We start from the raw sequence: 23,931 nt of genomic DNA, 5'->3' as shown, positions 1-23,931 counted from the left end.
GCTTTTTTCGGGAGACAGCATGAGCCAGGACGTCCTTGCCAAAGAAACCAACCGCCGCCAATTGCAGCAAATCATCTCCGGCTTGTCCGACGGTGTGATTCTGGCCGAAGTCGACCAGACCATCCTGTGGGCCAACGAAGCGGCGCTGACCATGCATGGCGTCGGTGACGTGATGGGGTTGGGCGCCAATGGGCAGCAGTACGCCGAGCGTTTTTCGCTGCGCTATCGCAATAACCATCCGTTGCAGGACGACAGCTACCCGCTGGCTCGCGCGGCGGCCGGTGACGAATTCAGCGATGTGATCGTGGAGGTCACGCCCACGGCCACTCCGGACAAAACCTGGGTGCACCGCCTGCGCAGCCTGGTGATCACCGACTCACGAGGTGAACCTGAATTGCTGGTGCTGATCCTCAGCAACGCCACCCAATGGGCCAGCGCCGAGCAGCGCTTCGAAAAAACCTTCAACGCCAACCCCGCGCCGGCGGTGATCTGCCGCTTGAGCGACCTGCGCTACATCAAGGTCAACCAGGGTTTCCTGGAGATGACCGGCTACAGCCGCGATCAGGTGATCGGTCGCTCGGTGTACGAGCTGGACGTGCTGGAACAGGCCGAGCGCAAGGACCTGGCCATCCAGCGCCTGAGCGAAGGCGCCACCATCCCACAGATGGAAGCGGAACTGAAACTACCCAAAGGCGGCAGCAAACTGGTGATCGTTGCCGGTCAACCGCTGGACATGAACGAAGAAGATTGCATGCTGTTTTCTTTCATGGATCTGGAACCGCGGCGCAAAGCGGAAATCGCCCTGCGCCAGAGTGAGGAACGCTTCGCCAAGTCGTTCCGCCTGACGCCCGTGCCCACCCTGGTGTGCAACGCCGACAATCGCCATGTGGTGGACGTCAACGAAGCGTTCATGAGCATTACCGGTTACATCAGCGAAGAGCTGATCGGCAAATCCATCGAAGAAATCGGGTTTATCGACGGCAACGCGGCGAGCGAGCAGTTGTTCGCCACTCTCGAGAAGGCCGGCAATCTCGACGGCCAAGACCTCAAGGTGCGCAAGAAAGGTAACGAAGTGATCGACTGTGTGGTCTCGGCCGACACGGTAGTGATCCAGGACATGCCCTGCTATCTGTTGGTCATGATGAATATCACCGAGCGCAAGCGCTCAGAGCTGGAGCTGGTAGCGGCCATCGAAGAGGTAATGCAAGACGCTTCATGGTTCAGCCAGACGCTGATCGAAAAACTGGCCAACGCCAAAAGCGTTAACAGTCCCAACTTGCCGAATGTGAGCTTCACCGACCTCACCGCCCGCGAGCGCGATGTGCTGGGGTTGATCTGCGAAGGTCTGGCGGACAAGGAGATCGCCTCACGACTGAAACTGGCTCCCAACACTGTGCGTAACCATGTGGCCACGGTTTACTCCAAGCTGGGGGTACACAGCCGTAGTGCGGCGATCGTGTGGGCGCGGCAACGCGGGCTGTTTGCAGGGGACTTGAGGGTGAAAAATAGACGCTGACAGTGCAAATGCACCAGTGCCACTAGTGCGAATTCGCCTTATGGCCTGGGTCTGCAATCCCTAACCTTCAGCCCGTGGGTACAGGGAGCTTTGACCTTGTGCCGTCGCTTTTTCATGCTTTGAAGGAAACCGCATGTTCACCCTCGCTCAACTGCGAAACTGCATCGAAGAAGGCCTATCGCCACTGACCTGCGAATTCACCCTGTGCCGGGATGCGTCCTTGACCCTGAAGGTCTACGACGCTGAAACCGGCCGGGTGGATCTGGTGGTCACAGGGATCAGCACCAACCGGCTGCATACCCCGCAAGAAGTGGCAAAAATGGTCGAAGAACTGCGCTACGAGCTGCAAAGCAATAACGTGGGCAAGCTCACGCTGGATGACTTGCCTTTATCGACGCACCGATAAAGTAAAACACCCCGCCCCCGACGATAAACGCGCCCAGCATGTAGAACATGTAATGGGCCGGTAGACTGGCCAGTACCACCCCACATAGCACCGGCCCCAGCGCAGCGCCGAGGTTGGACAGATTCTGCGCCCCGTAATACATGCCCCGCAGGTGGTCCGGGGCGATTCGGTCGATAAACATGTACTCGGCCGGAAACACGATAATCTCCCCCACCGTGAACACCGCCATCGCCAGCACCCACCCCAGCACGCTGGTGGACAACCCGAACCCGATCAACCCCAGCATAAACATGCTCAAGCCCGCGATCAGCCACTGGCTCAGGTAACGGTGGGAAATGCGCCGGCCAATCAGGTATTGCAAGGCGATCACCAGCACGGCGTTAGTGGTGAGCACCGCGCTGATGACGGTGTAGGTGTATTCCGCGGTGGTGGTCGTCACCAGGTACTGCGACAGGTAGGCGGTGAACTGGCCGAATACCACGGCACTGAGCAAACCGCCGAGGGTAAAGCACACCAGTCGACGGTCGCGCAGTAGCACGCGGCCCACCGCAAGGAACGACACCGGTTTCTGCGCAACCTCGGCGGTGGCGAGGGTGCGATCCCCCCAACGTGCGTACAGCAGAAAGAACCCCACTCCCAACAAGGTCGACAGGATAAACGGCAAGCTGATATCCAGCTTGGCCACCATCGCGCCAAAAAACGGCCCCACGGCATAGCCGATATTGGTCAGGGTGTATTTGATGGAAAACACTTCGCTGCGTGCCTCTTCGGGCAGCAGGCTGGCAAACCCGGCTTTCACCGCAATGTCGATCACCGCGTAGGCCAGGTTGATCAAAATCAGGCAGGTATAGAACGTCCAGATATCCTGCGCCAGCACCGTGCCGATAAACCCCAGCACGAACGCCACACTCAGGCCCAGCAGCAAGCGATAACTGTTGACGCGATCGACCAGGAAGCCGCCGTACACACTGAGCAACGAGCCAACAATCAGCGAACTGCCGATCACCAGGCCGACCTGGCTGATATCCAGGGAGAAATGGCTGGTGAGGTAGATGACCAGGTAGGGAAAGGTGATCGCCTTGGCCAAGGTCAGCAGCAAGGTGGCACACAGCAACAGGTTTACGGTGCGGGGGTAATGTTTGATTGTGGCAAGCATCCTGCTCTCTTTCCTGGAAGGTAACGCGACCATTGCGGTCGGCTACCATAACCCAGGTTTCTGCAAAAAAGCAGGCGCTGCCGGCGAGTTATTTTTTGACCGGCGTGATCTCCAGAATCGTGCCGTTGGTGGTCTTGAGCAGCACAAAACGATCACCGACGCGTGCCCATTGGCTGTCTTCCTCAGGCTGCTTGAGGCCGCGTTTTTTCCAGTCGGTGACGGCGGATTCTTTGCGCATCAAGATGTCCGGGGCACGATCGCCCTCTTTCAAATCACGGGTGTTGATCGTAGAAGGCTGCACGGTTTCCTGGGGCGTATCACCGGCCTGGGCCACGAAGCTGACGGTGGACAGGCTGGCGGCTACCAACACGCAAGCGGCTAGGGTTTTGGACTGCATAGGTGCTCCTTCAATGAATGATGCGTACCCAGGTTCCGACCGCGTCAGGGCTTAATCATTCACTCTCTAACTAGCGCCCGTCCAGCCGCCAAGTCTGACAATATTCACCACAGCCCCGACAAGAACCAGCGGGTCTTAGGTGCCCTCAAATTGAAAAAGCTCAACCCAACAGCAACACTGCGATTGTCTCGTTCACGCAGGGCCGGACCGTTGCGCGTATTTTCAGCTATGATCGCCGCCTTTACCCCGCAGATAAGGAAATCCAATGTTTGGCAGCATTTTCTGGGTCATTTTCATTTGCACTCTCAGTGTGATCACGCTTTACCTGATCAGTCTCTACAACACGCTGGTGAGTTTGCGCAATCGCTTCAAGAACGCGTTTAGCCAGATCGAGGTGCAACTCAAACGTCGCCATGACTTGATCCCCAACCTAGTGGAAACGGCCAAGGCATACATGGCGCACGAGAGCGAAACATTGGTTTCTGTCACCGAGGCGCGCAACGTGGCGGCCGCCTGCCTCAAGGTTGCGGCGGCAGAGCCTGGCAGTGCGCATTCCATCGCACGCCTCGGCAAGAATGAGGGCCACCTCAACAGGGCGATGGATAACTTGAACGTTGCGATCGAGGATTATCCAGACCTGTATGCCTCAGAAACGATGATGCAACTGAGCGATGAAATAACTAACTCCGAAGACCGCATCGCGTACGCACGCCAGTTTTTCAACGACGCGGTGATGGAATACAACATCTCTCGTCAGAAATTCCCGACTGTCTTGATGGCTGAGGCATTCGGCCACGGTACAGATGCTGCCTTGCTGGAGTTTGTGGACAGCGAGCAGATTCATAAAGCCCCAACCGTATCCTTTACCTGATTCGAACGCGGATAGTCGAATGAACTTTTTTGAGCAGCAGGATCGGGCGAAACGCAGATCGACTTATCGCATGCTGCTGACGTCAGCCCTGCTTCTGAGCCCAGCGATAGTCTCGAGCCTCTTTTTGACGACGCCAGTCCAATGGCACGACGTCCTGATGGTGTGTGTGGCAATACTGCCCTTTATCGCAGTAGGTTACTGGTACCAATGGCACATGCTCAAAGGCGGTGGGAGTGCAATTGCAGAAAAGCTCGGCGGATATTTGCTTAACCATGATTGCGATGAGGATGAACGCTGGCTACTTGATGTCGTTGAGGAAATGGCCATCGCCTCCGGCAGCCCAATACCCTTGGTGTACATACTGGATGTCCATGGCGTGAATGCCTTTGCGGCCGGACGCACGCCACAAGACTCCGTCATTGGTGTGACTTATGGCGCGGCAGTCATCCTCAACCGTGACGAAATGCAAGCAGTCGTCGCTCACTTGTTCTGCAATATTCAAAACAATGACATGCGCGTTTATGCGCGAATGTTTGGGATATATCTAGGGACTATCTGCCTGGCGATGCTGTCCGGATATCTAATAGTCATCGGTTTCTGCTGGGCTTACCTCGTCTACCTGTCCATGTCGCGTGTGCTGCGCCAACGCAAGTATCTGGCAGACGCGGTCGCTGCCCAGTTCACGCGCGACCCACAGAGCGTCGCTAGTACTTTGAAGAAAATCGGCGGCTATGAATACGGTTCATGGATTGGCTGTGATGAAAATGAAAACTTCCTATCAATCTTCTTCGCAACGCCATACAAAGGCTTGGTAGAACGCTGGGGCTCCCCTTTCCCTCCTTTAGAAAAACGTATTCGGCGCTTTGATCCCCACTGGAATGGCGAGTACCCGAACGTTCCTCCGTTGGAGGCGCTGATGGGCGACGATGAACAGGCCGAGGAGAATCGTCGCCGTTGGGAGGTGCTTGGGGGTTTGGGCATTGCTGCCAGCGACTTTAAAGGCGCGAACGAAGAGCCTGCGCAGCTCTATCAGACTCAGGCAACCGTAGGTTCGATCCCTCCTGAGGTGCTGTCGGCAGCCCGCCACCCTGATGGCGCTCAGGCTCTGATCTACCAGTTGCTGCTATCCGAACAGCCGGCCTTGCGCACTCAACAACTTACGTGGCTACAGGAACTCCCTAACACGGAAGCCGCCCACTTCTTACAAGTACTGGACGAACTAGTAGGTGGACTGAATCGTTATCTACGTTTGCCGCTGTTCGATCTGTGCGGGTTAGCGCTCAAAAAACTACCGACTGATCAATACAAAACGCTCATCCGCAATATGATGAATCTGGTCGCAGTCGACTCTCGTACCCTGTTGGTGGGCTGGGCCCTGGTTCACTTATTAGATGCGAAGGTGCTGTCTAAGTCGAAAACCAAAGGCCGATACACACTGGCTCGGTTAGAGAATAACGTGACCTGGCTGCTCGCCACACTGGCGTTCATAGGCCATAGAAGCGATGTCCAGGCCGAGCTGGCCTATTACCGCGCCTGTGATGTATTACCCTTTTATACGGCTCCGTTAAAGGTTGAGATGCTAGACGACAAATTAGTGGAAACCCTCGATAACGTCATGGAAAAACTGCAACAGCTCAAGCCAGAAGATAAAGAGATTCTGATGGAGGCCGTTGCGGTCTGCATCGAATGCGAAGGCAATATCTCCCATGAGGAAATCGAGTTCGCACGGGCAATCGCCGATGTTCTCGATTGCCCGATGCCGGAAGGACTGGAAACACCTCTGATCAAGGAAGACGCAACAAGCGCATTGCCCTCATGAAATAATTCATATATTTTTTCATGAAATTTTAAGAAATAAATTTCATGACGCCACAAGACGAACTCGCCACCCTCGCCGCCCTGATCCATGACCTGCGCAAGCACAAGAAGCTCACCCTGGCCCAATTGGCACAGAAGATCGAACGCTCGGTAGGCTTCCTCTCCCAGGTCGAGCGTGGTTTGTCGCGCCCGACGGTGGCGGACTTGACCGCCATCAGCCACGCCCTCGATGTGCCTACCACCTACTTCTACAGCCAGCCCAAGCCCAAGGCGATTGACTGGGTAACCCGGCCCAACGAGCGGCGCACGGTGTACTACGCCAATGGCATCACCGACATCCTGGTCTCCCCCAGCATGAACGGCGCGTTCTCGATGCTCGATAGCCTGCTTGCCCCGGGCGCCAACAGCGGTGACCAGAGCATGAGCGACCGCGCCGAACAGGCCGGTTTTGTGCTGGAAGGCGAATTGACGCTGTGGGTGGACGGTGAAAACGACGTGGTGACCCTCGGCCCCGGCGACAGCTTTCACCTGCCCAGCTTTGCCCGTTGCCGCTACGCCAACCTGACCGACCTGCCCGCCCGCGTACTCTGGGTTTACAACTAGGAGCATCACCCGTGAAAAGCCAATCTTCCACGTTGCTGGCCGAAGTACGGACCTTTCGCCAGCACCACCCGGACGTGCGTTATGTCGACTTGATCGCCCTGGACATTCCCGGGCATTTCTACGGCAAGCGCTACCCGATCGAGATGCTCGAAAAAGTCGCCGCCGGCAGCCCCTTGAAACTGCCGCAGAATGCCGTGTTGCTGGGGACCCAGGGCGGGTTGTTCAAGATCGGCGACTACTGCTTCCACGACGGCGACCCGGACGCTAACCGACGCCTGGTACCCGGCACGCTCAAGCCGGTGAGTTGGGAATCGCAGCCTCTGGGCCAGATGCTGATCACCTCCGATGGCACCGAAGCCCCCATTGAATTTGAGCCCCGCGAAGTGCTGGCCAAGGTACTGCAGCGCCTGCACCACAAAGGCATCCACCCGGTGGTGGCGTTCGAATTGGAGTTCTATCTGTTCGACAAAACCCTCGACCACGGCCTGCCGCGATTTGCCCGCGACCCGCTGAGCGACGAAGCCGACGACCAGCCCACCCTGCATATCGAGCGGCTGTCGCGCTTCTCAGAAGTCCTGGACGATATGGCCCAGACCGCCAAGGACCAGGGCATCGACATCACGGTGATTACCGCTGAACTCGGCCCCGGCCAGTTCGAGATCAATTTCGGCCACCTCGACGACGGCCTGCGCGCCGCCGACTGGGCCGCGCTGTTCTGCCGCAGCACCCGTGGCGTGGCGCTCAAGCATGGCTATCGCGCCAGCTTCATGGCCAAGCCGTACCTGGAACATCCTGGCAGCGGCATGCATGTGCATGTCAGCCTGTATGACGGCGCGGGCAACAATTTGCTGGCGGCGCATCAGCAGCAACCGCTACGCCATGCCGTGGCTGGGTGCCTGGAGTTGCTGCCTCACTGCATGCCGATCTTCTCGCCCAACCACAATGCCTTCCGCCGCCTGGGCGGCACTGTCAACGCCGCCACCCGCGCCTGCTGGGGCTTCGAAGACCGCGATGCGTGCGTGCGCATCCCCGACTCCGACCCGCGCAACTTGCGCATCGAACACCGCCTGGCCAGCGCCGATGCCAACCCGTACCTGGTGCTCGCGGCGATCCTCGCCGGCCTGGAACATGGCCTCGACGCCCAGCGCGAGCCCATCGCGCCCTTGAACGAGGACCGCACCAGCGGCACCGACTTCCCCCTGGACATGCTCGACGCCGTACGCACCATGCAGCAGCACCCCAGCGTGCGCGAGAAGCTGGGTGCGGAAATTGTCGATGTGTATTGCGAAAACAAACGCCAGGATCATCTGGCCTTTCAACAAGAGATAAGTGTGCGTGAGTACCGCTGGTTTCTTTAACCCTGCTGTGGTCGGTGAGCGGGCTTGTCGAATCGTCGCACCGCCCACGCTGGGGCGCGGAGCGGCCCTCTCTCTAGACACTGCTGGGTGGAGGCATCAGCCGGACTCGCCAAGCAACAGCGGCTGCTCCCGCGCGCACAACTCCACCACGTAATCCCACAACACCCGCAGCCGCACGGACTTGTGCAACTCCCGACGCGAGCTGATCCAGTAGCTGCGCTGGATGCCCTCCCCCGGCAGCAACGCCACCAGGTCCGGGTCGCTGGCGGCCATGAAGCAGGGCAATACCGCAATCCCTAACCCCGAGCGCGCCGCCTGGTGTTGAGCAATGACGCTGGTGCTGTGGAACACCACCTTAGGGTTGCGACAGAAACTGCTGAGGAATTTCAGCTCCTGGCTGAACAGCAGGTCGTCAACATAATCAATCCAGGCATGGGCCGCGAGATCTTCACGTTTTTCAATCGGCGGGTTGCGATCCAGGTAGGCGCGGCTGGCGTAAAGGGAGAGGCGGTAGTCCGTGAGTTTGCGGGTGACGAGTTGGTCGACACTGGGGCGTTCGAGGTGGATGCTGATTTCCGCTTCGCGGTTAAGGATGCTGACGAAGCGCGGCACGGCCACCAGTTCCACTTCCAGCCCCGGATAACGTTCGAACAGGCCGCCCATGCGTCCGGCCAGAAACATCACCCCCAGACCTTCGGCCACACCGAGGCGGATCTTGCCCAGCGGCGCGGCGGTGTGGGTGAGTTCGTCTTCGGCCAGCAGCGCCACGTTTTCCATGGCTTCGGCATGTTTGAGCAGGGCCTCGCCAGAGGGGGTCAGCTCGTAACCGTGGGCATGCTGCACGAATAGCGCGGTGCCCAGGCTCTTTTCGATGGCCTCGATATGCCGCGCCACCGTAGCGTGGGTGGTTTTCAGGCGCTGCGCGGCGGTGAGCAAACGACCGCTGCGTTGCAACTCAAGAAAAAACCGCAAGTCATTCCAATCGAACATGTCGCCTCCAATGCGTGGGCCGCTACAGCACTGTTCAAAAACGCACAGCAGCTGGGTAAAAACTAACATTTTTAAGACGAAAACTAACAACTAGGATGGGGCCAATAAGAAAAACAAGCGAGACCTCAGATGCCCAATGCAGCTGCTGAATACGATTACGTAGTAGTAGGCGCCGGCCCCGCAGGTTGCCTGCTGGCCAATCGACTGTCCGCCAACCCCGCCCACCGCGTGCTGCTGCTAGAAGCCGGCGGCCGCGACAACTACCCCTGGATCCACATCCCCGTCGGCTACCTGTTCTGCATCGGCAACCCGCGCACCGACTGGTGCTTCAAAACCGAAGCCCAGCCTGGCCTGCAAGGCCGCGCGTTGAGTTACCCACGGGGTAAAGTGCTGGGCGGTTGCTCCTCCATCAACGGCATGATCTACATGCGCGGCCAGGCCCGTGACTACGATGGCTGGGCCGCCGAAGGCAACGCCGGCTGGGCGTGGAACGACGTGTTGCCGCTGTTCAAGCACAGCGAGAACCACTTTGCCGGCGGCTCGGAATTCCACAATGACAGCGGCGAGTGGCGCGTCGAGCAGCAACGGCTGTCGTGGCCGATCCTGGATGCCTTCCGCGAAGCGGCGGCGCAAAGCGGCATCGCCAAGGTCAGCGATTTCAATCAGGGCGATAACGAAGGCTGCGGCTACTTTCAGGTCAATCAGAAGGCCGGCGTGCGCTGGAACGCGGCCAAGGCGTTTCTCAAACCGGTCCGTCAGCGCACCAACCTCACCGTGCTCACCGAAGTGGAAGTCGACCGTGTGTTGCTGGAAAACGGGCGCGCGTGCGAAGTGGTCGGGCGCAGGCTCGGTCAGTCCCTGAGTTGGAAAGCGCGCAAGGAAATCATCCTGTGCGCCGGTTCCGTGGGTTCGCCAGGCATCCTGCAACGCTCGGGGATCGGCCCGTCCAACGTGCTCAAACCCCTCGGTATCAACGTGCTGCACGAACTGCCCGGCGTGGGCGGCAACCTGCAGGATCACTTGCAACTACGTCTGATCTACAAGCTGGAAAACGCACGCACCCTCAACCAGATCGCCGGCACCCTGTGGGGCAAGATGGGCATGGGCCTGCGCTACCTGTACGACCGCAGCGGGCCATTGTCGATGGCACCCAGCCAGCTCGGCGCATTTGCCCGCTCGGGGCCGGAGCAGGCCTCGGCCAACCTCGAATACCATGTGCAGCCGCTGTCCCTGGAGCGTTTCGGCGAGCCGTTGCATGGCTTCCCGGCGTTCACCGCCTCGGTCTGCGATCTGCGCCCGCAGAGCCGTGGCCGGGTCGATATCCGCTCAGCCAACCCGGCGGATGCGCCGCTGATCCAGCCCAACTACCTCAGCCACCCCGAAGACCTGCGCGTAGCCGCCGATGCCATCCGCCTGACCCGGCGCATCGTCGCGGCGCCGGCCTTGAGCCAGTTCAAGCCGGTGGAATATTTGCCGGGCGATTCGCTGCAAACCGAAGCACAACTGCACGAAGCCGCCGCACGCATCGGCACGACGATCTTCCATCCGGTGGGCACCTGCCGCATGGGTCACGACAAGGACGCAGTGGTCGACGCCCAGCTACGCGTGCACGGCGTGCCCGGCCTGCGCATCGCCGACGCCTCGATCATGCCGCGCATTACGTCCGGCAATACCTGTTCACCCACGCTGATGATCGCGGAAAAAGCCGCGCAGCTGATCCTTTCGCCGCACACAAGGAGCCTCGCACCGGAGAAAGAACTGGTTCACGCAATCTGAATAGCGGCGCCGCACCCGGCGCCGACAGTGGAACAACAATAAATAATCACTGTGAGGGTTACCCGATGTCAGAACATGCTCAAACCCTGGGCTCGGCGATAGACACGAGCACCAGCAACGATTCCAAGAAAGTCATCTTCGCCTCGTCCTTGGGGACGGTGTTCGAGTGGTATGACTTCTTCCTCTACGGCGCCCTCGCGGCGGTGATCAGCAAGCAGTTCTTTGCCGGGGTCAACGACACCACGGCCTTTATCTTTGCCTTGATGGCCTTCGCGGCCGGCTTTGTGGTGCGGCCGTTCGGCGCGCTGGTGTTCGGCCGTCTGGGCGACATGATCGGGCGCAAGTACACCTTCCTGGTGACCATCATCCTGATGGGCGTAGCGACCTTCTGCGTCGGTCTGTTGCCGACCTACGCCAGCATCGGCATCGCCGCGCCGATCATCCTGATCGTGCTGCGCATGTTGCAGGGCCTGGCCCTGGGCGGTGAATACGGCGGCGCCGCCACTTACGTCGCCGAGCATGCGCCAGTCGGCAAACGCGGGTTCCACACCAGCTGGATCCAGTCCACCGCCACCATCGGCCTGCTGCTCTCGCTGTTGGTGGTGCTGGCGTGCCGCTACTTCACCGGCGACCAGTTCGAAGTGTGGGGCTGGCGCATCCCGTTCCTGTTTTCCATCGTGCTGCTGGGCATTTCCACCTGGATCCGCATGAGCCTGCACGAGTCGCCGGCCTTCTTGAAAATGAAAGAAGAAGGCAAGGCCAGCAAGGCGCCGATCCGTGAGTCGTTCGGTAAGTGGGAAAACCTCAAGGTGGTGCTGATCGCGCTGTTCAGCATCAACGGCGGGCAAGCGGTGACCTTCTACGCGGCGCAATTCTACGTGCTGTTCTTCCTCACCCAATTCCTGCGGATGGACCCGGCCCTGGCCAATATGCTGCTGATTATCAGCGTGGTGATTGGCGCGCCGTTCTTTATCCTGTTCGGCTGGCTGTCGGACAAGTTCGGACGCAAACCGGTGCTGATGCTCGGCCTGCTGCTGGCCACCGCCCTGTACTTCCCGATCTTCAAGGGCCTGGCGCACTACACCAACCCGGCGATGGATCAGGCCAGCCACCAGGCACCGATCACCGTGCTGGCCGACCCGGCCACCTGCACCTTCCAATTCGACCCGGTGGGCAAGGCACGGTTTGACAGCCCATGCGACAAGGTCAAAACCTTCTTGGTCAAACAAGGCCTGCCCTACACCAGCGCTGCTGCGCCGGCCGGCAGCCCCGTTCAGGTGAGCGTCGGCGAAGTCAAGATCGACGGTTTTGACGAAGCGGCGTTGCGCGGTGCCGTGACCCTGGCCGGTTACCCGTCTTCGGCGGATGTGGCGCAGGTCAACAAGGTCATGGTGGTGGTGTTGATCGTGGTGCTGATCCTGATCGCCGCCATGTGCTACGGCCCGCTGGCGGCGCTGATGGTGGAACTGTTCCCGACGCGTATCCGCTATACCTCGATGTCCCTGCCCTACCACATCGGTAACGGCTGGTTCGGCGGGTTCCTGCCGACCGTATCGTTTGCGCTGGTGGTGTACACCGGCGATATCTTCTACGGCCTGTGGTACCCGGTGATGGTGACAGGGGTGAGCCTGATTGTCGGGTTGTTTTGCCTCAAGGAAACGCGGCATGTGGATATCGATAGCAACTGAATAAGCTGCAAGCTGCAAGCTTCAAGTAAAAGCCACTCGGCTCTTTCTTGTCGCTTGCAGCTTGCCGCTTGAAATTCCCAGCTGTACATCCATACAGATAATGGTTGCTCAAATCCATCCGACTGAGCATCCTGCAAAGCATCAATCCGATCTGATGTGATGACCATGCGGCTGTACCTCTGCGAAAAACCCTCCCAGGCCAAGGACATTGCGGCGGTGCTCGGCGCCAGTCGTCGTGGCGACGGCTGTTGGTTGGGCAATGGGGTCACCGTCACCTGGTGCATCGGCCACCTGCTGGAAACCGCACCGCCCGATGCCTACGACGCCAAGTACAAACGCTGGGTGCTGGCCGATCTGCCGATCGTGCCGGACAAATGGAAGATGCTGGTCAAACCCAAGACCGCCAGCCAGTTCAAAGCGGTCAAGCGCCTGCTGGGGGAAGCCCAGGAACTGGTGATCGCCACCGACGCCGACCGCGAGGGTGAGATGATCGCCCGCGAGTTGGTGGAACATTGCCGCTACCGGGGGCCGATCCAGCGATTGTGGTTGTCGGCGCTGGACGACGCTTCGATTCGCAAGGCCCTGGCCGCGCTCAAGCCCGGCGCCGACACCTTCAGCCTGTACCACTCGGCCCTGGGCCGCTCCCGCGCCGACTGGCTGATCGGCATGAACATGAGTCGCCTGTTTACCTTGCTGGGGCGTCAATCCGGTTATCAGGGTGTATTACCGGTGGGCCGGGTGCAAACACCCACTTTGCGCCTGGTGGTGGACCGCGACCGCAGCATCGCCGATTTCGTACCGGTGGCGTACTGGGCCATCGATGTCGACCTGCGCCACGCGCACATGACCTTCACCGCTCAATGGCGCGCCACGGAGGACGCCTGTGATGACCAGGGTCGCTGCCTCAACCCGCAGTTGGCACAGACCGCTGCCGCTGCCATGGGCAACGCCGCCAGCGCGCGCCTGGTGAAGCTGCGCACCGAACGCATGCGCGACGTGGCGCCCCTGCCCTTCGACCTCGGCACCCTGCAGGAAATCTGCTCGAAGAAACTCGGCCTGGGCGCTCAGGAAACCCTGGATATCGCCCAATCCCTCTACGAAACCCACAAGGTCATCACCTACCCGCGCAGCGATTGCGGCTACTTGCCGCTGAGCCAGCACAGCGAGGCAGCGAAGATTCTCGCCGCGCTGGGGCGTGCCGACCCGGCGGTCAGTGAGCTGATGCCGCATATCGATCCCCAGCGGCGCTCGCGGGCGTGGAACGATGCCAAAGTCAGCGCCCACCACGGCATCATTCCTACCGGGGCCGGCAAGGACGTGGGCCAGCTCAGCGGCAAGCACCGCGCGGTGTACACCTTGATTCGCGCGCGCTACCTAGCGCAGTTCCTGCCCAACCACGAATACGATCGCACTCAGGCAGATTTCGAATGCGCCGGTTTTGCCCTGCGCGCGGTGGGCAAAGTGGTGATCGAGCCGGGCTGGAAACGCGCCCTCCCCGAAGCACTCGCCCCCACCAAGGGCCGCGAAGCGCCAGCGCCCCAGGCCCTACCGGCGCTGGTGCAGGGCCAGGATTACGCAGTAGCCAAGGTCACGCTCAAGGACCTGTGGACCCAGCCACCCAAACCCTTTACCGAAGGCGACCTGATCAAAGCGATGAAAAACGTGGCCAAACTGGTGGAAGACCCGTTGCTCAAGCAGAAGCTCAAGGACACCACCGGCATCGGCACCGAAGCCACCCGCGCGGGCATTATCCAGGGGCTGCTCGACCGCGGTTATCTGAGCAAGAATGGCAAGGCGCTGGCCGCCACACCGGCGGCATTCAGCCTGATCGACGCGGTGCCCCGCGCCATCGCCGATCCCGGCACCACTGCCATCTGGGAGCAGGCGCTGGACATGGTGCAAAGCGGTGAAATGAGTCTGGAGGAATTCGTCGCCAAACAGGCAGCCTGGATGAGCAAGCAGGTGGCACGTTGCAATGGCATGCGCATGACCATCACTGGCCCCGCGAGCCCGGCAGGACGAGGGGCGGCACCGTGGAAAAAGAAGCGCAAGGCAGCCCCTCGCAAGACGACAGCGAGCCCTAAACGGGCAAAAAAACCGGTAAATAGCGGATAAACACCAAAAAAAACCGGTTAATGACGTTTTTCGACAGGTTTGACGCCGCATTGGTCCTTGCTACGGCGCGGGCTGTCTAGGATTCTGTAGGGGTTCCACTGATTTCCTACAACAACACCGGAGTGGCCGCCATGAAGACCGTTGCACAGTTGCTCAAAGCCAAAGACCAGAAAAACCAGGACGTCCACACCATCCAATGGGATCACACCGTGTTTGAAGCACTGGTGCGGATGTCGGAAAAAAACGTGGGGGCATTGCCGGTCGTCCAAGACAACAAAGTGGTGGGCATCATCAGCGAGCGTGACTACGCGCGCAAAATCATGCTCAAGGGCCTGTCATCGGTGACCACTAAGGTGCATGAGGTGATGAGCGCGCCGGTGATCACCGTGGACACCCATAAGCGCGTCGAAGAATGCATGAACATCATGACCGACAGTCACTTGCGCCACCTGCCTGTGGTCGAAGACGGCAAACTGCTGGGCCTGCTGTCCATCGGTGACTTGGTCAAGGAGGCCATCGCCGAGCAGGCTGACCTGATCAAGCAGTTGGAGCAGTACATCCGCGGCGAATAGGAGAAACTATGCTCGATTCCCTGGCGCATCAGCAAGACCACCTCGACACCCTGTACCGGGCCATGACTGATCGGCGTTTTCTGGTATTGACCGGTGCAGGCATCAGCACGTCCTCGGGCATTCCGGACTACCGGGACAGCGAAGGCGTGCGCCGAGGCAAGGCACCAATGATGTACCAGGAATTCCTGGCCACCCCGCAGGCGCGGCGACGTTACTGGGCGCGCGCCATGCTGGGCTGGCCGCGCGTACGCGTCGCACAACCGAATGCAGCGCACCGAGCGTTGGCCATCTTGCAACAACGCCAGCACATCACCGGGTTGATCACACAAAACGTCGACACCCTACATGACCAGGCCGGCAGCCAAGGTGTGATCGAACTGCACGGTAGCCTGCACCGCGTGCTGTGCCTGGACTGCCAGCAGCGCAGCCAGCGCGATGCGATCCAACAGCTGATGGAAACCCAGAACCCCTACCTGACGGGCGTCGATGCTGTGCAGGCGCCTGACGGAGACACGCTGCTCGACCCGGCCTTTGAAGCGCGCTTTGAGGTACCCCGGTGTCCATATTGCCAGGGTGAACGATTGAAACCCGACGTGGTGTTTTTCGGTGAGAACGTCGCCCCGCCCACTGCCGCCAAGGCAATGGCGGCAGTGGAACAGTCCGAGGGGTTGCTGGTGGTGGGCTCTTCGCTGATGGCGTATTCGGCATTTCGCTTGTGCAAGGCGATGGTCGAGCAAGGCAAACCGGTGATCGCCATCAACCTGGGCAAGACCCGGGGCGACGAGCTGTTGCAGGTAAAGATCGAAACCTCATGCGAACAACTGCTGCCCTTGCTGGCGAACCGCCTGCAATAGCCCCCTCCTCCACCGTAGCGACCGTCCAGCGCAAAAAATGACGCTCAAGTCACGCCTCTGCCGTATCTCCCCGTGCCCACGACGAATTATGTAGTGATCGAAAATAATCACTACATAACCGTTGACGTAACCTTTTTGTCCTTGCATGATCAAGGCGTCTCCCGGATCGGGAGCGTTGGTAACACGCGTTTTGAAAGAGCTCGTCTGACCGCCGAGCTGTTTTTTCCGGATGTGCACTGCCCACAAGGCAGATTGATGAAGCTGACCGACTCGTAAGAGCACGGTACAAGAAGCTCGAATGCTCCTTGTCTTCGTTATGAAAGCATTGCGTAGCAGTTCATCAGTAAGACTACAAGCATCAGGTTCAAGACTCTGCCCGTATTCGGCAGCCAGTTACTAACGCCCGGTTATTGAAGCCGGAGACAACTAAGCAGTTTTAACGGAACCAACTGATAGATCGCCAACTGGTCAAGGGGCTTACACATGAATCTGAACAACCAACCAACTATCGATGAATTGGCTGAGATGTTCGCAGCGCAGAAAGACACACTCGACGACCATATCCTGTGGATTGGCAAATCGGGCGAAGTCAAGATCGACTGCCTGGCGCCCCACACTGAAGAAGCCGAGTTCGACCGTAATAACCGTGAGTTGGCGGCGCGCCTGAAGATGTACCGCCGCGGCCAGGGTTATGTCGGCAAGAAGGCCGCTGCCGATCGCAACTTTATCGAACAAGTATTCGACACACTTAATAACGCTTGGGAGTCTTTCAAAGACAGCTCGCAAGTAAAAGTGATTGATCGCTACTACTAGAATCAACGTGTTCAATGTGGGAGCTGGCTTGCCTGCGATAGCTGTTTAACGCTCAACGACAGTGTTGACTGTTAAACCGTTATAACAGGCAAGCCATCTCCCACACTTGTTTGTGCTGCGGGTCAAAACGTTGGAAACCGGCCCTTGCCCGCCTCATCGCGAAAAATATCGAACAAGGCTTGCGCCGCCGCCGACAACTCATGCCCCGGCTTGGTCAGCACACCAATCGGCCGCTCGATCACCGGATCACGCAAGGTAATACAATGCGCACCCGCCTCCTCCATCTGTCTGGCACACAATGCCGGCACAGCGCTGACGCCCAAGCCACTGGCTACCATTTTGCCCACAGTCGCCAATTGATGGCTTTCCAGTGCGACCGGCAGTTTCATCCGTAGCGCACCCAAATGCTCCTCCAGCATCACCCGTACCGTGGAAGGCCGTTGCAAGGTGATAAAGGGGTATTCCAATAAAGTCTCCCAGCCGATCTCGTCGCATTGCGCCAAGGGTGAATCAGCCGACACGACCGCAATGAAGCGATCCAGATACAAAGGGGTAAAGGCCAGCGACGAGCCTTCAGACGGTTCGAACGCCACACCCAGCTCCACCTGGCGATCGCGCACCATCTCCAAGACCTGTTCGTTGATCAAGTCGTGCACCGTCACGTTCACCTGCGGGTAACGCGCGCGGAATATCTTCAAGATCGGCGGCAACAAGTTGCCCGCGAACGACGGCATCGCCGCCACCGTGACGCGCCCGCGCTGCAAGGTGAAGCGCTGGCGCAGCTCATCCTCAGCGTTATCCCAATCGGCCATCAGTCGGCGGGCCAGTGGCAGCAACGATTCGCCTTCCGGGGTCAGCGCCACATTGCGCGTATTGCGGCTGAACAACCGCCCGCCCAGGCCCTCTTCCAGGCCCTTGATGGTCAGGCTCAGCGCTGACTGGGACAGGTGCAGACGCTCGCAGGCGGCGGCGAAACTCAGGCTCTGGGCCACGGCGAGGAAGGCACGCAGCTGTTTCACGGTCATAAAAGTACTCCGAGAGACGGATCAACTATGCTGTTTTCTAAATCAATCAACCTTAAAAAACAACTTAACAAATCAATACATCAGCGCAACACTCGGTCCATTGGCTGGCCCACAAACAATAAAAGAGGTGCATATGGCAGGTTTCGATAAACGCGTGGCGTCCTACGAAGAGGCATTGGCAGGCCTGGAGGACGGCATGACCGTACTCGCCGGCGGCTTCGGCCTGTGCGGCATCCCGGAAAACCTCATCGCAGAAATCAAGCGCAAAGGCACCCGTGAGCTGACGGTGGTCTCCAACAACTGCGGCGTCGACGGCTTCGGCCTGGGCGTGCTGCTGGAAGAAAAACAGATCCGCAAAGTGATCGCGTCCTACGTCGGTGAGAACGCGCTGTTTGAGAAGCAATTGCTCAGCGGCGAAATCGAAGTGGTGCTGACGCCCCAAGGCACCCTCGCCGAAAAAATGCGCGCAGGCGGTGCCGGTATCCCGGCTTTCTTTACCGCAACCGGCGTCGGCACCCCAGTGGCCGAAGGCAAAGAAACCCGCGAGTTCAACGGTCGTCCTTACCTGATGGAGGAGTCCATCACCGGCGACTTCGCCATCGTCAAAGGCTGGAAAGCCGACCACTTCGGTAACGTGATCTACCGCCACACCGCTCAGAACTTCAACCCGCTGGCCGCCACCGCCGGCAAGATCACTGTGGTCGAAGTCGAAGAAATCGTCGAACCGGGCGAGCTGGACCCGGCGCAGATCCACACCCCTGGCATCTACGTCGATCGGATCATCTGCGGCACTTTCGAGAAGCGCATCGAACAGCGCACCGTCCGCAAATAATCCGCCTCCAGCCCGAACAATAAGGACACACAAAATGGCTCTTACCCGCGAACAAATGGCTCAACGCGTCGCCCGCGAAATGCAGGACGGCTTTTACGTCAACCTCGGCATCGGCATTCCGACCCTGGTGGCCAACTACATCCCCGACGGCATGGAAGTGATGCTGCAATCGGAAAACGGCCTGCTAGGCATGGGCCCGTTTCCTACCGAAGACACCATCGATGCCGACATGATCAACGCCGGTAAACAGACAGTGACAGCACGCATCGGTGCGTCGATTTTCTCCTCTGCCGAGTCCTTCGCGATGATTCGCGGCGGTCACGTCGACCTCACCGTGCTCGGCGCATTTGAAGTCGATGTGCAGGGCAACATCGCTTCGTGGATGATCCCCGGCAAACTGGTCAAGGGCATGGGCGGCGCCATGGACCTGGTGGCCGGTGCGGAAAACATCATCGTGATCATGACCCACGCCTCCAAAGACGGAGAGTCCAAGTTGCTTGATCGCTGCAGCCTGCCGCTGACCGGCGCGCACTGCATCAAACGCGTGCTTACTGACCTGGCGTACCTGGAAATCGAAAATGGCGCTTTTGTCCTCAAGGAACGCGCACCTGGCGTCAGCGTTGAAGAGATTGTGAGCAAGACCGCCGGTAAACTGATCGTCCCGGACCACGTTCCAGAAATGCACTTCCAGTGAGGACAGATTCCATGCAAGACGTCGTGATTGTTGCTGCCACCCGCACCGCCGTGGGCAGCTTTCAAGGGTCGCTGGCCAGCATCCCGGCTCCGGAACTGGGCGCCGCCGTAATCCGTCGCCTGTTGGAGCAGACCGACCTGGACCCGGCCCAAGTCGATGAAGTGATCCTCGGCCAAGTGCTCACCGCGGGCTCCGGCCAGAACCCCGCGCGCCAGGCCTCGATTCTCGCCGGCCTGCCCCACGCGGTGCCGAGCCTGACCCTGAACAAGGTCTGCGGCTCGGGCCTCAAAGCCCTGCACCTCGGTGCCCAGGCCATCCGCTGCGGCGACGCCGACGTCATCATCGCCGGTGGCATGGAGAACATGAGCCTGGCCCCCTACGTACTGCCTGCCGCGCGCACTGGTTTGCGCATGGGCCACGCCAAGATGATCGACAGCATGATCACCGACGGCCTGTGGGATGCGTTCAACGACTACCACATGGGCATCACTGCTGAGAACCTGGTGGACAAATATGGCATCAGCCGCGAAGCCCAGGACGCCTTTGCCGCCGCTTCTCAGCAGAAGGCTGCGGCAGCCATCGAGGCTGGGCGGTTTGTCGATGAGATCACCCCGATCCTGATCCCCCAGCGCAAGGGCGACCCAATCGCCTTCGCCGTGGATGAGCAACCGCGCGCCGGCACCACTGCCGAGTCCCTGGCCAAGCTCAAGCCGGCCTTCAAGAAAGACGGCAGCGTCACCGCCGGCAACGCCTCCAGCCTCAATGACGGCGCCGCTGCAGTAATGCTGATGAGTTCCGATAAGGCGAAAGCCCTCGGTCTGCCCGTGCTAGCCCGCATTGCCAGTTACGCTAACGCAGGCGTGGACCCGGCCATCATGGGCATCGGCCCGGTATCGGCCACCCGTCGCTGCCTGGACAAAGCCGGTTGGAGCCTGGGCGATCTGGACCTGATCGAAGCCAACGAAGCCTTCGCCGCGCAATCCCTGGCGGTGGGCAAAGAGCTGGAGTGGGATGCTGACAAGGTCAACGTCAATGGCGGCGCTATCGCCATCGGCCACCCGATTGGCGCCTCGGGTTGCCGCGTGCTGGTGACCCTGCTGCACGAAATGATCAAGCGCGATGCCAAGAAAGGCCTGGCGACCTTGTGCATCGGCGGTGGCCAAGGCGTAGCCCTGGCCCTGGAACGCAACTGATAAAAAACAGCAACATCGCTCAACTATCGGAGGGGGGCTTACCCCCCCTCCCACCTTTGATCTTCATTGTCTGGCAGCTTGAGGCATTGCAAACACCTCATTGGAAGCCATCGCCATCAGCCATACAAATCTCGCACTGGGCCCTCAGCGCTTCATACAACGCTGATAACGCTCATCCACGCGCTTGGCAAACCATGCCGTGGTCAGGTTACGGGTGATCTTCGGGCTCTTGAGCACAATCCCCGGCAGAATCGCCCGTGGCAGGGGTTTGCCGGCAGCCTTGTCGGCGAGGGCGAACACACGTTGGTAAAGGGTGGTTTCTTCGAAATCCAAGCGCTCGCCCTGCTCCAGCTGGCTGCGGATGCTGGGGTTGCGCATATCCAGCTTCGCGCCCAACGAACGCACCGCCAGTTCCGTGGTACCGGGCAGTAGCGAGCCGTAGCGAATCAAGTCCCCATCCAGCGCCAGCTCGACCCCCGAAGCCCGACTGACCGCCGCCTGGAACGCCGCATTGCGGCTGGCATACCAACCGGCGTTGAAGTCAGCGAAGCGATACAGCGGTTGATCGTAGTTCACCGGATAGCCGAGCAAATGGGCGATGCCGAAGTACATGCCGCCACGGCGGGTGAACACTTCGCGTCGGATTGATCCGTCCACGGTGTAGGGATAACCCCGCGCTTGTTTCTGTGCAAAGTCGATGCTCACCTGCATCGGCCCGGCGGTGTGCACCGGGTTGAACCCGCCGAACAGCGTTTTGCCCAACGGCACCATGCTGATGAAGTCATCGAAAATACCGCTCAAGTCTTTTTCCGTACGTGCGGCGCTCAGACGTTCGGCGTAGGTTTTGCCGGTGGGCGAATTCAGTTGCAATGCGCTGCGCACCACAAAGGCCGGCACATGCACCTTGCCGGCACGGCGCAGGATTTCATCCTGGGCGATTTTGCCCATATTGGGCACCGGCGGGTCGACCTGGAAGGTGGACTCCTGCTCGGTCACCGCCAGCACCGCGCAGATATTTTCGGTGCTCGGGTAAATCTTCTGGGTATCAAAGGCCGTGTAGATATCCTGGGCCCAGCCATTGCGGTCCGTAACCTTGGGTGGCAGCAACCGCACGATCTGCGCCTTGACCTCGGCTTCGCTGCGTTCCGGTTGCTGCGGGCCACGGGCGGTGGAGCAACCCGCCAGTACCAGCAAGGGCAAAAGGCAGAGGATCAGGCGGCTTGAATACATGAAGAGTCCTTGAGTGATGGCGGGCCGTGAGTTGCACGTTTCGACAGGTAAGTCTAACCAGGGTTCGTGGGTTCGGTAGGCTCGCCCGTTACGACCGGATGTGACCGCTGCCGAAACATCCCACGCAAGCGCCGGATAAGCTCTACTGCCCTGCCCCACAAACCTCTGCAAAGTCCCTCGCCTGATCACACAGTGCGAAGGATTGCAGATGTTTTTTTTCGTTATGGCCCTGATTGATAGGGCAGCCTCATGATTGGCGCGACCAGCCAGACCATTGGCTTTCTGGTACTCGCCGCCTTGGATGCGAAGACCCGCGACGTCGAGTCGGTACTCAGGGATTTCCGCGGATGCCTCAATAGTTACGACGCCTGGGCCGAGAGTGTCCTCAGCTTTTCGGCGCTGAATATCGAGCAGGTGTTCAAGGCCGGAGATGAAGCGGAGCGGGTCGCGCCGATCAACCGCTCGCTGTTCCCCAGCAGCGCGGTCGCGACCTGCCGGGCCGATGGCACCTTGACCTTGGTGCATCGGTTCCAGAGTTCACGGTTCGTACCCATCGGCGATACACCGGTGATACTCCAGCGCATCGATGCAGACGGCACGCTGCTGGGCGAGCCGATCCATAAAACCATCGGGCCCAGCGGCATTCTTGAAGTCAAGGAATGCGAACGCAACCAGCGCTACCGCATCCACTTCTACCCGAATGTATCCGCCGCGCATTTCAAGGCGCTGTACGCCTCTTATCAGGCGGTCATCGCGCCGCTGGAGGCGTGGCTGCGCAGCGAATGGTCCGACACCTTCGAACCGCTTTGGCAGGGCTACTCCGAGGCGCACTTCCATAAGCGCTACCTCTCGCTCCACTCAGCCTACGCGCGCGGATTCGGCGAAGCGCTGTACTCGCTGTGGGACAACCTCAAGCAACTGTTCCAGTGGCTGTCGGACCCGGTGGCCCATGCCGAGCAATGGCTGCAGTATCTGTCCCAGGCCGAGTTTGACCAGTTGCTGGCGCTCGGTGCCGACGCTATTGCGACGGGCTTGCTGATGCTCAGCGATGAGCCGTTGTTGTTCATTTACATGGCGGCGATGGTCAGTTGGATGCGCCTGCTGCCACCGCCGTATATGAATGAGCTGCTCGGAGAAATCACTGGCGAGGTGCTGATCAACCTGTTGCTGATCTGGGCCACAGCGGGCATGGGCGTGGCGGTTCGCTTGGGCGCGCAGGTGCTGGGTAGGATCAAGTCGCGGCGCGCGCGCGAGTGGTTGGAACATTTGGCCGAACAGTTTGGCAAGGTGCGCGTCGAGGAGCACGCCGAGGCTGCTAAGCCGGTGTTGCTCAGTCGCCAGACCACGGCGGTCGATACGGTCCCGGTGGGGCCGTTGAAGGCTGGGGATCAATGGGTTTCCAACCCGGTCACAGCGGCGCGCAACAAGATGCAGCAGACGGTGTTGGTGCGGCAGGAGCCTGTAGACGACGCACCTGTTTCGGGAAAAAACCCGAACGGCGATGCGGCGGCTTCTGCGGATAAAACCGTCACCAATGGCTGCCCCGTGTCGATGGTCACCGGCGAGGAATTGCTGACCCTGACTGACGGTGTTCTGGATGGGGTGTTGCCGTTCGAGTGGACACGCCTGTATCGCACCAGTGCGGTGGAAGTCGATGTAGGGCTAGGGGTTGGCTGGAGCCATGGGCTGGCGCAGCGGCTGCTGGTTTCAGGCGATTCGGTGGTCTGGACCGACCATGAAAATCGCTCAATTTCCTTTCCAATGCCCACCGTTGCGCGACCGGCAATCACCAATAGCCTGGCCGAAGCAGCGATCTATCTGGGCGCTTCGCCGGATGAGCTGGTGCTGGCCCAGGCGTCGCGGTTCTACCACTTTCGCGATGGTGTGCTGACAGCGATCAGCGATGCGTATGACAACCGCCTGCGAATTTTCCGCGATGTGCTCGGACGTATCGAGCGGGTGGATAACGGGGTGGGTCGCTCGTTGTTTCTGCGCTATGGGGCTGGGCGCATTGTCGCGGTGGA

21 protein-coding genes are annotated in these 23,931 nt (G+C 59.8%); 16 read left to right on the top strand and 5 right to left on the bottom strand.

Features of this window, described 5'->3' with window-relative positions; genetic code table 11:
- Nucleotides 1–19: 19 nt before the first annotated feature.
- Both ACFZPT_RS25385 and ACFZPT_RS25380 read left to right on the top strand, forming a co-directional pair.
- On the top strand, nt 20–1,516 hold the full coding sequence (locus ACFZPT_RS25385; RefSeq protein WP_099312853.1) for a helix-turn-helix transcriptional regulator: 1,497 nt from the start codon (nt 20–22) through the stop codon (nt 1,514–1,516).
- 133 nt (nt 1,517–1,649) lie between these two features.
- Complete coding sequence (locus ACFZPT_RS25380) at nt 1,650–1,922, top strand: DUF1652 domain-containing protein (protein ID WP_034097233.1); 273 nt, start codon at nt 1,650–1,652, stop codon at nt 1,920–1,922.
- Here the strand turns inward: ACFZPT_RS25380 and ACFZPT_RS25375 are convergent.
- Entirely contained in the window at nt 1,885–3,078 is a 1,194-nt protein-coding gene (locus ACFZPT_RS25375) for an MFS transporter (protein WP_099312852.1), read from the bottom strand. The two genes, ACFZPT_RS25380 and ACFZPT_RS25375, sit on opposite strands and share 38 nt — an antisense overlap.
- Before the next feature lie 88 nt (nt 3,079–3,166).
- Nucleotides 3,167–3,475 carry an RcnB family protein gene (locus ACFZPT_RS25370; RefSeq protein WP_034097230.1) on the bottom strand — a complete coding sequence of 103 codons (309 nt, stop codon included), beginning with the start codon at nt 3,473–3,475 and terminating at the stop codon, nt 3,167–3,169.
- A gap of 265 nt (nt 3,476–3,740) precedes the next feature.
- On the opposite strand from ACFZPT_RS25370, the gene ACFZPT_RS25365 reads away from it, so the two are divergent.
- From ACFZPT_RS25365 to ACFZPT_RS25350, 4 genes are read left to right on the top strand one after another with little or no spacing between them, the layout of a single operon-like run.
- Nucleotides 3,741–4,346, top strand: coding sequence for a LemA family protein (locus ACFZPT_RS25365; RefSeq protein ID WP_034097228.1), 606 nt, complete (start codon nt 3,741–3,743; stop codon nt 4,344–4,346).
- A 19-nt stretch (nt 4,347–4,365) separates the two neighbouring features.
- A complete protein-coding gene (locus tag ACFZPT_RS25360) occupies nt 4,366–6,165 on the top strand; it encodes a M48 family metalloprotease (protein WP_379555918.1) in 1,800 nt (599 codons plus the stop codon).
- A 44-nt stretch (nt 6,166–6,209) separates the two neighbouring features.
- Nucleotides 6,210–6,767 carry a helix-turn-helix domain-containing protein gene (locus ACFZPT_RS25355; RefSeq protein ID WP_034097224.1) on the top strand — a complete coding sequence of 186 codons (558 nt, stop codon included), beginning with the start codon at nt 6,210–6,212 and terminating at the stop codon, nt 6,765–6,767.
- A gap of 11 nt (nt 6,768–6,778) precedes the next feature.
- Nucleotides 6,779–8,125 (top strand): glutamine synthetase family protein, encoded by a 1,347-nt coding sequence (locus ACFZPT_RS25350; protein WP_099312851.1) that lies wholly within the window; start codon nt 6,779–6,781, stop codon nt 8,123–8,125.
- Nucleotides 8,126–8,221: 96 nt separating this feature from the next.
- On the opposite strand, the gene ACFZPT_RS25345 is transcribed toward ACFZPT_RS25350, so the two are convergent.
- Nucleotides 8,222–9,115, bottom strand: a complete 894-nt coding sequence (locus ACFZPT_RS25345; protein ID WP_034112917.1) for a LysR family transcriptional regulator — start codon at nt 9,113–9,115, stop codon at nt 8,222–8,224.
- A 129-nt stretch (nt 9,116–9,244) separates the two neighbouring features.
- On the opposite strand from ACFZPT_RS25345, the gene ACFZPT_RS25340 reads away from it, so the two are divergent.
- The 6 genes from ACFZPT_RS25340 (at nt 9,245) to ACFZPT_RS25315 (ending at nt 16,933) form a co-directional block, all read left to right on the top strand.
- Nucleotides 9,245–10,891 (top strand): GMC family oxidoreductase, encoded by a 1,647-nt coding sequence (locus tag ACFZPT_RS25340; RefSeq protein ID WP_034097218.1) that lies wholly within the window; start codon nt 9,245–9,247, stop codon nt 10,889–10,891.
- A gap of 65 nt (nt 10,892–10,956) precedes the next feature.
- Nucleotides 10,957–12,579 (top strand): MFS transporter, encoded by a 1,623-nt coding sequence (locus tag ACFZPT_RS25335; protein ID WP_099312850.1) that lies wholly within the window; start codon nt 10,957–10,959, stop codon nt 12,577–12,579.
- Between the two features lie 165 nt (nt 12,580–12,744).
- Nucleotides 12,745–14,694, top strand: coding sequence for a DNA topoisomerase III (locus tag ACFZPT_RS25330; protein ID WP_099312859.1), 1,950 nt, complete (start codon nt 12,745–12,747; stop codon nt 14,692–14,694).
- 131 nt (nt 14,695–14,825) lie between these two features.
- Nucleotides 14,826–15,266 carry a CBS domain-containing protein gene (locus ACFZPT_RS25325; protein ID WP_034097215.1) on the top strand — a complete coding sequence of 147 codons (441 nt, stop codon included), beginning with the start codon at nt 14,826–14,828 and terminating at the stop codon, nt 15,264–15,266.
- 8 nt (nt 15,267–15,274) lie between these two features.
- Nucleotides 15,275–16,120 carry an NAD-dependent protein deacetylase gene (locus ACFZPT_RS25320; RefSeq protein WP_034112914.1) on the top strand — a complete coding sequence of 282 codons (846 nt, stop codon included), beginning with the start codon at nt 15,275–15,277 and terminating at the stop codon, nt 16,118–16,120.
- 483 nt (nt 16,121–16,603) lie between these two features.
- Nucleotides 16,604–16,933 carry a hypothetical protein gene (locus ACFZPT_RS25315; protein WP_034097212.1) on the top strand — a complete coding sequence of 110 codons (330 nt, stop codon included), beginning with the start codon at nt 16,604–16,606 and terminating at the stop codon, nt 16,931–16,933.
- A gap of 122 nt (nt 16,934–17,055) precedes the next feature.
- On the opposite strand, the gene ACFZPT_RS25310 is transcribed toward ACFZPT_RS25315, so the two are convergent.
- Complete coding sequence (locus tag ACFZPT_RS25310) at nt 17,056–17,958, bottom strand: LysR family transcriptional regulator (protein ID WP_034097210.1); 903 nt, start codon at nt 17,956–17,958, stop codon at nt 17,056–17,058.
- Nucleotides 17,959–18,091: 133 nt separating this feature from the next.
- On the opposite strand from ACFZPT_RS25310, the gene ACFZPT_RS25305 reads away from it, so the two are divergent.
- The 3 genes from ACFZPT_RS25305 to ACFZPT_RS25295 are packed head-to-tail and all read left to right on the top strand — an operon-like array spanning nt 18,092 to nt 20,677.
- Complete coding sequence (locus ACFZPT_RS25305; protein ID WP_034097208.1) at nt 18,092–18,790, top strand: CoA transferase subunit A; 699 nt, start codon at nt 18,092–18,094, stop codon at nt 18,788–18,790.
- 34 nt (nt 18,791–18,824) lie between these two features.
- Complete coding sequence (locus ACFZPT_RS25300; protein ID WP_034097206.1) at nt 18,825–19,484, top strand: CoA transferase subunit B; 660 nt, start codon at nt 18,825–18,827, stop codon at nt 19,482–19,484.
- Between the two features lie 11 nt (nt 19,485–19,495).
- A complete protein-coding gene (locus ACFZPT_RS25295; RefSeq protein ID WP_034097205.1) occupies nt 19,496–20,677 on the top strand; it encodes an acetyl-CoA C-acetyltransferase in 1,182 nt (393 codons plus the stop codon).
- A gap of 144 nt (nt 20,678–20,821) precedes the next feature.
- On the opposite strand, the gene ACFZPT_RS25290 is transcribed toward ACFZPT_RS25295, so the two are convergent.
- Complete coding sequence (locus ACFZPT_RS25290) at nt 20,822–21,907, bottom strand: DUF1615 domain-containing protein (protein ID WP_034097203.1); 1,086 nt, start codon at nt 21,905–21,907, stop codon at nt 20,822–20,824.
- Between the two features lie 249 nt (nt 21,908–22,156).
- Here ACFZPT_RS25290 and ACFZPT_RS25285 point away from each other — a divergent pair.
- Nucleotides 22,157–23,931: DUF6531 domain-containing protein (locus tag ACFZPT_RS25285; RefSeq protein ID WP_379556290.1), on the top strand; the 1,775-nt coding region annotated here is incomplete at its 3' end.

The organism is Pseudomonas sp. MD330_10, assembly GCF_042610415.1.
GTDB classification, from domain to species: domain Bacteria; phylum Pseudomonadota; class Gammaproteobacteria; order Pseudomonadales; family Pseudomonadaceae; genus Aquipseudomonas; species Aquipseudomonas rhodesiae.
Note: the sequence above shows the minus strand (reverse complement) of the source record. Positions and strands in the feature narration are given on the sequence as shown.

Bases quoted from the DNA above. Each gene is read 5' to 3' on its own strand.
- ACFZPT_RS25325 (WP_034097215.1), top strand. From the start codon at position 14,826: ATGAAGACCGTTGCACAGTTGCTCAAAGCCAAAGACCAGAAAAACCAG.
- ACFZPT_RS25330 (WP_099312859.1), top strand. From the start codon at position 12,745: ATGCGGCTGTACCTCTGCGAAAAACCCTCCCAGGCCAAGGACATTGCG.
- ACFZPT_RS25290 (WP_034097203.1), bottom strand. From the start codon at position 21,907: ATGTATTCAAGCCGCCTGATCCTCTGCCTTTTGCCCTTGCTGGTACTG.
- ACFZPT_RS25345 (WP_034112917.1), bottom strand. From the start codon at position 9,115: ATGTTCGATTGGAATGACTTGCGGTTTTTTCTTGAGTTGCAACGCAGC.
- ACFZPT_RS25365 (WP_034097228.1), top strand. From the start codon at position 3,741: ATGTTTGGCAGCATTTTCTGGGTCATTTTCATTTGCACTCTCAGTGTG.
- ACFZPT_RS25370 (WP_034097230.1), bottom strand. From the start codon at position 3,475: ATGCAGTCCAAAACCCTAGCCGCTTGCGTGTTGGTAGCCGCCAGCCTG.
- ACFZPT_RS25375 (WP_099312852.1), bottom strand. From the start codon at position 3,078: ATGCTTGCCACAATCAAACATTACCCCCGCACCGTAAACCTGTTGCTG.
- ACFZPT_RS25360 (WP_379555918.1), top strand. From the start codon at position 4,366: ATGAACTTTTTTGAGCAGCAGGATCGGGCGAAACGCAGATCGACTTAT.
- ACFZPT_RS25385 (WP_099312853.1), top strand. From the start codon at position 20: ATGAGCCAGGACGTCCTTGCCAAAGAAACCAACCGCCGCCAATTGCAG.
- ACFZPT_RS25340 (WP_034097218.1), top strand. From the start codon at position 9,245: ATGCCCAATGCAGCTGCTGAATACGATTACGTAGTAGTAGGCGCCGGC.
- ACFZPT_RS25315 (WP_034097212.1), top strand. From the start codon at position 16,604: ATGAATCTGAACAACCAACCAACTATCGATGAATTGGCTGAGATGTTC.
- ACFZPT_RS25320 (WP_034112914.1), top strand. From the start codon at position 15,275: ATGCTCGATTCCCTGGCGCATCAGCAAGACCACCTCGACACCCTGTAC.
- ACFZPT_RS25380 (WP_034097233.1), top strand. From the start codon at position 1,650: ATGTTCACCCTCGCTCAACTGCGAAACTGCATCGAAGAAGGCCTATCG.
- ACFZPT_RS25305 (WP_034097208.1), top strand. From the start codon at position 18,092: ATGGCAGGTTTCGATAAACGCGTGGCGTCCTACGAAGAGGCATTGGCA.
- ACFZPT_RS25300 (WP_034097206.1), top strand. From the start codon at position 18,825: ATGGCTCTTACCCGCGAACAAATGGCTCAACGCGTCGCCCGCGAAATG.
- ACFZPT_RS25355 (WP_034097224.1), top strand. From the start codon at position 6,210: ATGACGCCACAAGACGAACTCGCCACCCTCGCCGCCCTGATCCATGAC.
- ACFZPT_RS25295 (WP_034097205.1), top strand. From the start codon at position 19,496: ATGCAAGACGTCGTGATTGTTGCTGCCACCCGCACCGCCGTGGGCAGC.
- ACFZPT_RS25310 (WP_034097210.1), bottom strand. From the start codon at position 17,958: ATGACCGTGAAACAGCTGCGTGCCTTCCTCGCCGTGGCCCAGAGCCTG.
- ACFZPT_RS25335 (WP_099312850.1), top strand. From the start codon at position 10,957: ATGTCAGAACATGCTCAAACCCTGGGCTCGGCGATAGACACGAGCACC.